We start from the raw sequence: 6,839 nt of genomic DNA on the forward strand, positions 1-6,839 counted from the left end.
CAGCAGGTCCCGGCAATCGGTCATTTCGAGGGTCGGCGTGGCGGACATCAGGGATCCAGTGTTGTCAGGTCAAGGGGTCGGAGAGCAGCGCCTGACGCCGCTCGGCGGCGTCGAGCAGGTCGGCGGTGATGCGCTCATGGAGCCTGGCGACATCCTCGCCGTCGCCACCGGCCAGCCCATAGCATGACAGGTCGCGTATGCGGCCACGACCCACCCTCAACAGCTCCACCGCGCGGGAGAGCGGCGGTTGCTCGTCCCGGAAGCGGATACGATGACGGCGCAGCTGTGCCTCAAGACTCGCTGGATCAATGACCTCCAGGAATCGCCCGGCAACCTCGGCCCGCAGCCGGTCCAGCTCGGCCATGCGCCGGTGTCGCTGCTCACCGGACAGGGCCGGCCAGTCGCGGATCTCGCTGTCGACGCGCTGACAGCCTCGGCACACCCGGTCGCCCAGGGTGGTCGAGCAGAGACCCACGCACGGCGAAGAGATGCGCTCTCCCATGTCTTCTCCCGTTGACGTTAACATGCGTTGACAGAACGTCATGGTAACGCGGAGAGCGGCCGGATGGCATCCCGAAGGGGCCGCCGACCAAAGTTCAAGGCCCCAGCCACGGGCCTCACCTTAACATTGTCGACAGTTTCAACTAGAATCTCGACACCGCTGACACCCTGGTTATACCGGAAGGGTCTGCCAGACTTGTTTCCGTGCCGAAGCGTGCTGTTCGTCGATCCCTCGACAGGAATTGCCGGTTTCGGCCACCACCACCGATGAGGGCCCCAACGTGCTTGAAGCCTATCGCCAAGATGTCGAGGAGCGCGCCGCCGAAGGCGTGCCGCCGAAGCCGCTGAACGCCGAGCAGGTCGCCGCTCTGGTCGAGCTGCTGAAAAACCCGCCCACCGGCGAGGAAGAGGCCATCCTCGACCTGCTCACCAATCGCGTTCCGCCCGGCGTCGACGAGGCTGCCTACGTCAAGGCCGGCTTCCTCACCGCCATCGCCAAGGGCGAGGCCGAGTCGCCACTGATCGACAAGATCCATGCGGTAAAGCTGCTGGGTACCATGCAGGGCGGCTACAATATCGTTTCCCTGGTCGAGCTGCTCGATGATGACGAGCTGGCCAAGGAAGTCGGCGAACAGCTCAAGCACACCCTACTGATGTTCGATGCCTTCCATGATGTGGAAGAGCGCGCCAAGGCCGGCAACGCTGTGGCCAAGGACGTCATCCAGTCATGGGCCGACGCCGAGTGGTTCCTCTCCAAGCCTGCCCTCGAGGAGAAGATTACCCTCAGCGTCTTCAAGGTACCCGGCGAGACCAACACCGACGACCTCTCCCCCGCCCCGGATGCCTGGTCACGCCCGGACATTCCGCTGCATGCGCGTGCCATGCTCAAGAACGAGCGTGACGGCATCGAGCCGGAGGTGCCCGGCACCACCGGTCCGCTCAAGCAGATCGAGGACGTGAAGGCCAAGGGCTACCCGGTCGCCTACGTCGGCGACGTGGTCGGCACCGGCTCCTCACGCAAGTCCGCGACCAACTCCGTGCTGTGGTTCTTCGGTGACGACATCCCCAACGTGCCCAACAAGCGCGCCGGCGGCTTCTGCTTCGGCGGCAAGATCGCCCCGATCTTCTTCAACACCATGGAAGATTCCGGCGCCCTGCCCATCGAGATGGACGTCGAGAAGCTCGAGATGGGCGACGTGATCGACGTCTACCCCTACGAGGGCAAGGTGTGCAAGCACGGCACCGACGAGGTCGTCACGACCTTCGAGCTGAAGACCCAGCTGATCCTCGACGAGGTGCGTGCCGGGGGCCGCATCCCGCTGATCATCGGCCGCGGCCTGACCACCAAGGCGCGCGAGTCCCTGGGCCTCGCCCCCTCCGACGTCTTCCGCCTGCCCGAGCAGCCGGTCGACACCGGCAAGGGCTTTACCCTGGCGCAGAAGATGGTCGGCAAGGCCTGCGGCATGGACGGCGTGCGCCCGGGCATGTACTGCGAGCCCAAGATGACCACCGTGGGCTCCCAGGACACCACCGGTCCGATGACCCGCGACGAGCTGAAGGATCTCGCCTGCCTCGGCTTCCAGGCCGATCTGGTGATGCAGTCCTTCTGCCACACCGCGGCCTATCCGAAGCCCGTGGACGTGGATACCCACCACACCCTGCCCGACTTCATCATGAATCGCGGCGGCGTCTCCCTGCGCCCGGGCGACGGCATCATCCACAGCTGGCTGAACCGCATGCTGCTGCCCGACACCGTGGGCACCGGCGGTGATTCCCACACCCGCTTCCCGTTGGGCATTTCCTTTCCGGCCGGCTCGGGCCTGGTGGCCTTCGCCGCCGCCACCGGTGTGATGCCGCTGGACATGCCGGAATCCGTGCTGGTGCGCTTCAAGGGCAAGCGGCAGCCGGGCGTCACCCTGCGTGACCTGGTCCATGCCATCCCCTACTACGGCATTCAGCAGGGCCTGCTGACCGTCGAGAAGTCCGGCAAGAAGAACGCCTTTTCCGGCCGCGTGCTGGAGATCGAAGGCCTCGAGGACCTCACCGTCGAACAGGCCTTCGAACTCTCCGACGCCTCCGCCGAGCGCAGCGCCGCGGGCTGCACCATCACGCTCGGGGAGGACAGCGTCGCCGAGTACCTGACCTCCAACATCACCCTGCTCAAGTGGATGATTGCCAACGGCTACGGCGACCGCCGTACCATCGAGCGCCGCATCCAGGGCATGGAAGAGTGGCTGAAAAACCCGAGCCTGATGCGTGCCGACAAGGACGCCGAGTATGCCGAAGTCATCGAGATCGACCTCGACGAACTCGACCAGCCGGTACTCTGCGCCCCGAACGACCCGGACGACGCTCGCCTGCTCTCCGAGGTGGCCGGCGAGAAGATCGACGAAGTATTCATCGGCTCGTGCATGACCAACATCGGTCACTTCCGTGCTGCGGGCAAGCTGCTCGAGAAGCAGCCGGCCGGCAGCCTGAAGACTCGCCTGTGGCTGGCGCCGCCCACCAAGATGGACCAGCACCAGCTCACCGCGGAAGGCTACTACGGCATCTATGGCCGCGCCGGTGCGCGCATGGAGATGCCGGGCTGCTCGCTGTGCATGGGGAACCAGGCCCGCGTTGCCGCCAAGAGCACTGTGGTTTCCACCTCGACCCGTAACTTCCCGAACCGCCTGGGCGACGGTGCCGATGTGTACCTCGCCTCCGCGGAACTCGCGGCCGTGGCTGCCGTGGAAGGTCGTCTGCCCAGCGTCGACGAATACCGTCGCTACATGAGCGAATTCGACGCCATGGCCGGTGAGATCTACCGCTACATGAACTTCCACGAGATCGAGGAGTATCAGAACGCCGCGTCCAACGTGATTCCGATCGCGCAGGAAGCCTGATACCCCACGTTCTGCTAGAATCAGGTTCGACTCCGATGCTCGCAACATCGAAGGCCGCCATCCACGGTGGCCGGAGCCGATGAACGAAGCGCCCCATCCGGGGCGCTTTTTTTGGGCCTGACCCTCCAACCCGCCCCTGCCATGGTCCGTCCCACCAAAGGGGACTTCCGTTCTGCCCGCACCGTGGCATCATCGAGGGATCACCCATGTCACGAGGAGCCCCATCGTGAGCCATATCGTTACGCCGGACATCTGCGATGCCTATCCCGAGGTCCAGGTGCTCGAGCCGATCTTCGTCAATGTCGGCGGACACGAGGCCTTCGCCGGCCCGATCCGCACCGTCAAGTGCTTCGAGGACAACTCCCTGGTCAAGCAGGCGGTGGCCGAGCCCGGCGACGGCGCCGTGCTGGTCGTCGATGCCGGCGGCTCCACCCGCTGCGCCATGCTGGGTGACATGCTGGCCGAACAGGCCGCCGGCCACGGCTGGGCCGGCGTGGTGATGTACGGCTGCGTGCGTGACATCGACGTGCTGGCCGAGACCGAGCTGGGCATCCAGGCCCTGGGGGCCCATCCGCGCAAGAGCGAGAAGCGCGGCGAGGGACAGCGCGACATCCCGGTCAACTTCGCCGGCGTCACCCTGATGCCCGGCCAGTGGCTCTACGCCGACAACAACGGCATCCTGGTCGCCGACGAGCAGCTGGATCTGGAGCGCTGAACCGCCAAGAGTCCTGCGCTGACAGGCCAGGGCTATCGCAGATGGAAGTAACGCTTGCGGCACTTCCGGCGACAGCTCTGCGGGGAGGCGCTGTAAACCCCTCCTTGGGCGCTACCGATGCCATCCCTGGCATAGGACCTCCCCTTCGACCTGTCCCCGGCGCCTCTCGCTTCGGGTAACTGCGATTGCCCTGGCTGCAGGCCGTTGCCGGTGGCGGGCAGGCGATGTCATGCTAATGTCACGCTCCCGTCATACGCCTGCCCATGCGCCACCTGTCACGACTGAGCGGCGACGTGCTGCGCACCCTCCGCGAGCACCTGCGTCCGCTGATCGCCTATCACCTCTTCTTCACGCTGCTGGCCTCGAGCCTGCTGCTGCCGGCCATGGGCTGGGCCCTCTCGGGCCTGCTCGCCCAGTTCGGTCGTCCGGTGATCACCAACAATGAACTGATCACCCTGCTGATGAGCCCCCAGGGCCTGCTCTGGCTGCTGGCCGCCGTGGGCCTGACTTTCCTGGTGCTCTACCTGCAGCAATCCGGCATGATCCTGGTGGCGGTCCGCCCCCGGGACCACCATGTACGCCTGGCCTTCGAGGCTCTCTGGGCCACGCTGCGCCGGCTGCCGGCCCTCTGCGGTCTGGTGGTGCTGCAGGTCGGTGCCCAGCTGCTGTTGCTGGCCCCGCTGGCCCTCAGTCTCGCCTGGCTACATGGACTCTTCCTGGGGGGGCTGGATCCCTACTTTGTGCAGAGCGTGCGCCCCCCCGCCTTCTGGGCCTTTCTCGGCAGCGGCCTGGTACCGGTATTGGCCTGGATCCTGCTCGCCGGCAGCCTCTATGTCCGCTGGCACCTGGCTCTGCCGCTGCTGACTTTGGAGGAACTCTCGCCGCCGGCGGCCCTGGCGCGCAGCATGCAGCTGACCCGAGGCCGCGGGCGCCAGATCGCCGCGGCGGTCGTCCTGCTGCTGCTGGGCATTGTCATGCTTCCTCTGCTGGCCACGGCGCTGTTCGATCGGCTCGTCACGCCGCTACTGTGGTGGCTGCCCGAGCGCAATGCGGTGCTGGTCCCGGCCATGCTCGCCTACCTCACCGCCTACCTGCTGATCGCCCTGGCCATCACCTTCGCCGGCATCGCCGCCAACGCCCTGCAGGCCACCTGCCTCTACCTACGCCTGGCCCATCGCGAGCCGAAGCCCCACCCCCCACCGCCCGGCACCCACCCCGGGCGCCTGGCCTGGGCGGTCGAGCTGGCCGTGGTGCTGTTCGCCATCGGCCAGGCGTGGCTGATTGTCAACCGCTTCGAGATCCGCGACGAGGTCACCATCATCGCCCACCGCGGCAGCTCGCTGCAGGCGCCGGAGAACACCCTGGCCGCGGTGGAGCAGGCGATCCGGGATCGCGCCGATGGCGTCGAGATCGACGTGCGCCTCACCGCCGACGGCGAGGTGGTGCTCTACCATGACGAGAGCCTCAGGCGGCTGGCCGGGGACGAGCGCCGGGTCGGGGAGCTGCCGCGATCGGACCTCGACGAGGTGGATGTCGGCAGCTGGTTCGGGGACCCCTTCATCGGCGAGCGCATCCCGGGGCTGGACGAGATCCTGGCCGCGGTACGCGGACGCGCCACCCTGATGATCGAACTCAAGCCCGACCCCGGCCGCGAGCTCGAACTGGTCGACGCGGTCATCGATACGCTGGAGCGAGAGAGGGAGCTGCGCCGCCGCTGCCGGCATCGCGCCGAGGATCGCGTGACCGCCCTGGCCTGTGGCGATCCCGATGTCATGGGCGAGATGCACGTGGCCGCTACATCGCCCTGGCTACTGCGCGAGGTCACGCTGCGCGTGCCTCGCCTGCGCACCACCCTGCTGGCCCAACTGGTGATGTCGGGCACCCTGGAACGACAGGGCTTCGAAGCCCTGGCCCTTCGCCATAATCGCATCGACGAGGAAGAGGTCCGCCTCGCCGGGTACTATGGCTACGAGCTGCATGCCTGGACCATCAATGATCGCACTCGGATGTCGCAGCTGATCGACCTGGGAGTGGACGGCATCATCACCGACCGGCCGGCCATGCTCGCCGCGCTGATAGACGAGCGCCGCCGCCTGGGCGACGGCGCCCTGCTGCTGGTAAAGCTACGCAACTGGTTGAGAACCTGAGGTCGAGATTCGAGGGGGGCTTCAGTCCCCCAACACCACCCCTTCACGGCGCGGGTCGGCGCCACCGAAGAAGCCCTCCGCGGTACGCTGGATCGCCTGCAGGCCGCTGGTGAGCTCGCGCTCCTCCACCTCGTGCCCCCGCGCGCGCAGGGCCTCCCGGGTGGACGGCGGGAAGCGTCCCGCCTCCAGGTAGACCGGCCCGCCCAGGGTGATGGCATGGGGCAGGTCCAGCGAGCGTTGGGCGTTCAGACCCCAGTCGAGCATCGCCACCAGCGAGCGGGCAGTGTAGTGGATGATGGCCGCGCCCCCCGGCGAACCGAGGCTCGCCACCAGGTCGCCGCTGTCACGATCGAAGACCAGTGTCGGGCTCATGCTGGAGCGTGGACGCTTGCCGGGCTCCACCCGGTTGGCAATGGGCGTCCCCTTGTCATCCGCGGGGGTGAAGGAGAAGTCGGTCAGCTCGTTGTTCAGCAAGAAGCCCCCCGGCATGCCGGTGCCCCCGTCGGAGAGGATGCGCGCGCCGAAGGCCTGCTCGATGGAACTGGTCATGGCCAGGGCGTTGCCGTGCTCGTCGACGATGCTGATGTGGCT

Annotated in this window: 5 protein-coding genes; 3 read left to right on the top strand and 2 right to left on the bottom strand. The window is 66.9% G+C overall.

What is annotated here, in order from left to right; genetic code table 11:
* Positions 1-64: 64 nt before the first annotated feature.
* The gene (locus RI841_RS13050) at positions 65-502 is read right to left on the bottom strand and encodes a DUF1289 domain-containing protein (RefSeq protein WP_310706050.1); all 438 of its coding nucleotides are present in this window, start codon (positions 500-502) and stop codon (positions 65-67) included.
* Positions 503-782: 280 nt separating this feature from the next.
* Between RI841_RS13050 and acnB the strand changes: the two genes are divergently transcribed.
* From acnB to RI841_RS13065, 3 genes are all read left to right on the top strand, one after another.
* Complete coding sequence (gene acnB / locus RI841_RS13055; protein ID WP_310706052.1) at positions 783-3,386, top strand: bifunctional aconitate hydratase 2/2-methylisocitrate dehydratase; 2,604 nt, start codon at positions 783-785, stop codon at positions 3,384-3,386.
* Positions 3,387-3,612: 226 nt separating this feature from the next.
* The gene (rraA, locus tag RI841_RS13060) at positions 3,613-4,101 is read left to right on the top strand and encodes a ribonuclease E activity regulator RraA (protein WP_310706053.1); all 489 of its coding nucleotides are present in this window, start codon (positions 3,613-3,615) and stop codon (positions 4,099-4,101) included.
* Positions 4,102-4,364: 263 nt separating this feature from the next.
* Positions 4,365-6,248, top strand: a complete 1,884-nt coding sequence (locus RI841_RS13065) for a glycerophosphodiester phosphodiesterase family protein (protein WP_310706054.1) — start codon at positions 4,365-4,367, stop codon at positions 6,246-6,248.
* Between the two features lie 21 nt (positions 6,249-6,269).
* On the opposite strand, the gene RI841_RS13070 is transcribed toward RI841_RS13065, so the two are convergent.
* Positions 6,270-6,839 (bottom strand): gamma-glutamyltransferase (locus tag RI841_RS13070; RefSeq protein WP_310706056.1); only part of this gene is annotated, 570 nt, incomplete at its 5' end.

It is taken from the genome of Halomonas sp., from assembly GCF_031581305.1.
GTDB lineage: Bacteria > Pseudomonadota > Gammaproteobacteria > Pseudomonadales > Halomonadaceae > Halomonas.